We start from the raw sequence: 3,389 nt of genomic DNA, 5'->3' as shown, positions 1-3,389 counted from the left end.
TTACCATTGGACTTGTGGCAGGAATCATTGGCGTTATTTTCCGTCTAAATAATATGAAGATTAATGATATTGCTGAAGGTTTTGCTCAGGGAGCAAAGGACTTGCTGCCTGCTGCTCTTGTCGTAGGGATGGCGAAAGGAATCGTTATTATTCTTGGAGGAGATGATCCGACTTCTGCTTCCGTCCTGAATACGATTTTACATTCTGCAGGTCAATTGTTTGATGGAGTACCGGAAGTGATCTCGGCCTGGTTTATGTTTGTCTTTCAATCCATCTTCAACTTCTTCGTTGTATCTGGATCCGGGCAGGCGGCCTTGACGATGCCTTTGATGGCTCCGCTCGCAGATATTGCTGGAGTCACCCGTCAGGTTGCTGTTCTTGCCTTCCAATTAGGAGATGGCCTTACGAATATCATCGTGCCAACTTCCGCTGCATTAATGGGGACACTCGGAGCGGCACGTCTTGATTGGGGAAAATGGTTCGCCTTCATTATTAAGTTTCAATTAATTCTCTTCGGATTAGCAAGCGTATTTATTATTGCCGCTGTTTTAATCAATTTTAGTTAACATAGACACACAGGAGGAAGGACAAATGATAACACTTATAAAGAACGCTACCGTCTACAGTCCGCTCCCTTTAGGGAAAAAAGATGTCCTGATTGCAGATCGTAGAATTGCATATATCAGTGACTCGATTGAGGAATTTAATGATGAATATACTCAGGTCATTGATGCAGAGGGGAAGATCCTTGCGCCTGGATTTATCGATGGTCACGTCCATATCACTGGGGGAGGCGGGGAAGGTGGTTTCCGCTCCCGCACCCCTGAACTCAAGCTCACAGATGCGACCTTGAGTGGCGTCACAACCGTAGTAGGGGTGATCGGTACGGACGGAACGACAAGAACGATGACGAATTTAGTTGCGAAAGCTAAAGCACTACAGGAAGAAGGGATATCATGTTATGCCCATACTGGTTCGTATCAAGTTCCTGTCCGGACACTTACAGGAAAGATTGAAGACGATATTCTGTTGATCGATCTTATTATTGGAGCCGGGGAAATTGCGATCGCTGATCACAGGTCTTCTCAGCCAACTGTTCAGGAACTCGCGAAAATTGCATCACAGGCGAGAGTCGGTGGAATGCTATCCGGAAAAAAAGGGGTAGTAAATGTTCATGTAGGAGATAGTGAGGATCGGCTATCGGTCATTCAAGGCGTCGTCTCTACGACGGATATTCCTATCAGCCAGTTTTACCCGACGCACATTAACCGGAACAAGTCATTGTTTGAGGCAGGCATCGAATATGCCAAGCAAGGGGGGAATGTGGATTTCACGACAAGCACAATCCCGAAATTCCTCGAGGACGGGGAAGTGAAAAGCAGCGAAGCCCTTAAACGGATGCTCGATGCGGGTGTACCGATTGAGCGAATGACTTTCACGTCTGATGCCCAAGGGAGCTTACCGGATTTTGATGCAGCTGGCAACTTGATCGGGATGAAGGTCGGTACCATCCATTCCATGTACGAAGCTTTTGTGGAAGCAGTAAGAGAGCTTGAAGTTCCTTTACAAGATGCGCTTCAAGTGATCACATCAAATCCTGCAAACATATTAGGGTTAAAATCTAAAGGTGAAATCAAACAGGGAAAGGATGCAGATATCGTCCTTCTCGAAGCGGACTCGCTTCAAATAGATTCCGTCATGGCTCAAGGGAAAATGATGGTGATGAACGGGGAGGCACTCGTTAAAGGTACATTTGAATAGATGAAAGGACCTCCCTGTTGAGGGAGGTTCTTATTTTTTCTTCCAGGAAAATAATTGTTTAAGTTTGAACCACTTTTTTGAGAGGAGAATTTTCTTTGGTTTAATGAAGCCGTCACGAAATTGATAGATTTGCCCTCTTTCCTCATAAATACCGAGAACTTCCGCCTTCACTTGCTGTTTGAGGTATTTTCGAAAAGGGAACGATTGATACCGTTTAGGATGATAAAATGGGGTGGAATACAAGAAGGGATATTCATACAAAGGACCTTCGTATATAAGCTTGAGATCTTCGTGATACCTGAAATCATCAGGGGTGACAAGTGAACTTGCTTTGCTGAATAAGGGTGAACCACTTCTGTCTAACACTTCTGATACAAACTGCGAACAGAAGTAACTCGCAGGCACTTCTATCGGTTGGTTGATTGGAACACCTAACAAACCTGCATAATTATAGAAATAGGTCTTATAGTTTCTGGCAAAAGTTTTAACTAATCTTTCTAGTTTTTGGTAGTTTCTTCGTGACAGCGTATATTCATAAACCGCACAAGTAGCGTAAGGGTACCAACTGAATGTCCCTTCTACAAAATCCTCCTGCACAAACCCGCCCCAAAATGGATTAGTAGGTTTACGCCGTCCGAAGCTGTAAATCCGTTTCATACTTTTATCGAGTGCCAGGGAGGCATGATTATATGGAGCAGAAGTGAAAGTTTTTATAGCTCGATTCGTGAATGAACCCGTGTTAGACAGCAAAATATATATGGATTTCATAAAAGGCCTCCAGAAAATCTATGTTTCTGTAAATATACTATATTTATCCATTTTCTGAAACTTCCAGTAATCATTGTATTCCTCTTTTCTTCACCGATGTGGTATTCTCTAACTAACCATCGTGAATGAGAAAGGGTTGTCTGTTTATGAGAATCCTATCAAATATGCTTGCTTTCAGTATTTTTATTATCAGTCTTGGAGTGATCCTCTATGTTTTCTTGCCTAAGCTGGAGGGATCCTTGCTGCTTCAGTCATTTCAGAAAAAGGATGTGCCGATGCCTACTATGCTTCATCCTAAGGTAGAGGAGTATAAAAATAATTTGATCGCTTCATCAAAGGAGAGAGGCATTGATATCGTCATTACAGAAGGTCATCGTTCTATGGAAAGGCAAAATGAGCTCTATGATCGAGGCCGCTCGACAGATGGGGATATCGTGACTTACGCAGAAGGTGGAGAGTCCTATCATAATTATGGACTGGCCATCGACTTTGCACTTCGTCTTGAAAACGGCAATGTAGTCTGGGATATGAATCGAGACGGTAATGGCAACGGGGAGGCAGATTGGTTGGAAGTCGTATCTCTTGCCAAAGATATGGGATTTGAGTGGGGTGGGGATTTTTCTAATTTTAAAGACTATCCCCATTTTCAAATGGATTTCGGTCTATCGATCCGTGAATTGCAATTCGGGAAACGTCCTAAAGTAGATCAGTATGCAGAAAAATAGAGGAAATAAAAAAGGCGCCTTCTGGTAAGGGCGCCTTTTGGTTTTAGTTTTGGTAAGCTTCATAAGGTTTAATCATGGCATGGATGGTTTCGGTGTAAGGCATAGCCAAATGAACTTCGCTGCCTAATCGGAGAG

3 protein-coding genes and 1 pseudogene are annotated in these 3,389 nt (G+C 43.3%); 3 read left to right on the top strand and 1 reads right to left on the bottom strand.

The features are described 5' to 3' along the window. Positions 1–566, top strand: a pseudogene (locus LD39_RS20630) (AbgT family transporter); the annotation flags it as partial. A gap of 25 nt (positions 567–591) precedes the next feature. After that, positions 592–1,761, top strand: a complete 1,170-nt coding sequence (gene iadA / locus LD39_RS20625; protein WP_035553153.1) for a beta-aspartyl-peptidase — start codon at positions 592–594, stop codon at positions 1,759–1,761. A gap of 30 nt (positions 1,762–1,791) precedes the next feature. Here the strand turns inward: iadA and LD39_RS20620 are convergent, their stop codons facing one another. Next, complete coding sequence (locus tag LD39_RS20620; protein ID WP_197061470.1) at positions 1,792–2,529, bottom strand: hypothetical protein; 738 nt, start codon at positions 2,527–2,529, stop codon at positions 1,792–1,794. A 146-nt stretch (positions 2,530–2,675) separates the two neighbouring features. On the opposite strand from LD39_RS20620, the gene LD39_RS20615 reads away from it, so the two are divergent. Beyond that, positions 2,676–3,254 carry a M15 family metallopeptidase gene (locus tag LD39_RS20615; RefSeq protein ID WP_081988539.1) on the top strand — a complete coding sequence of 193 codons (579 nt, stop codon included), beginning with the start codon at positions 2,676–2,678 and terminating at the stop codon, positions 3,252–3,254. Positions 3,255–3,389 lie beyond the last annotated feature (135 nt).

This window comes from Halobacillus sp. BBL2006 (genome assembly GCF_000786645.1).
Lineage (GTDB): Bacteria > Bacillota > Bacilli > Bacillales > Halobacillaceae > Halobacillus.
Note: the sequence above shows the minus strand (reverse complement) of the source record. Positions and strands in the feature narration are given on the sequence as shown.

Coding starts and splice junctions, on each gene's coding strand:
- iadA (WP_035553153.1), top strand. CDS start 592: ATGATAACACTTATAAAGAACGCTACCGTCTACAGTCCGCTCCCTTTA.
- LD39_RS20620 (WP_197061470.1), bottom strand. CDS start 2,529: ATGAAATCCATATATATTTTGCTGTCTAACACGGGTTCATTCACGAAT.
- LD39_RS20615 (WP_081988539.1), top strand. CDS start 2,676: ATGAGAATCCTATCAAATATGCTTGCTTTCAGTATTTTTATTATCAGT.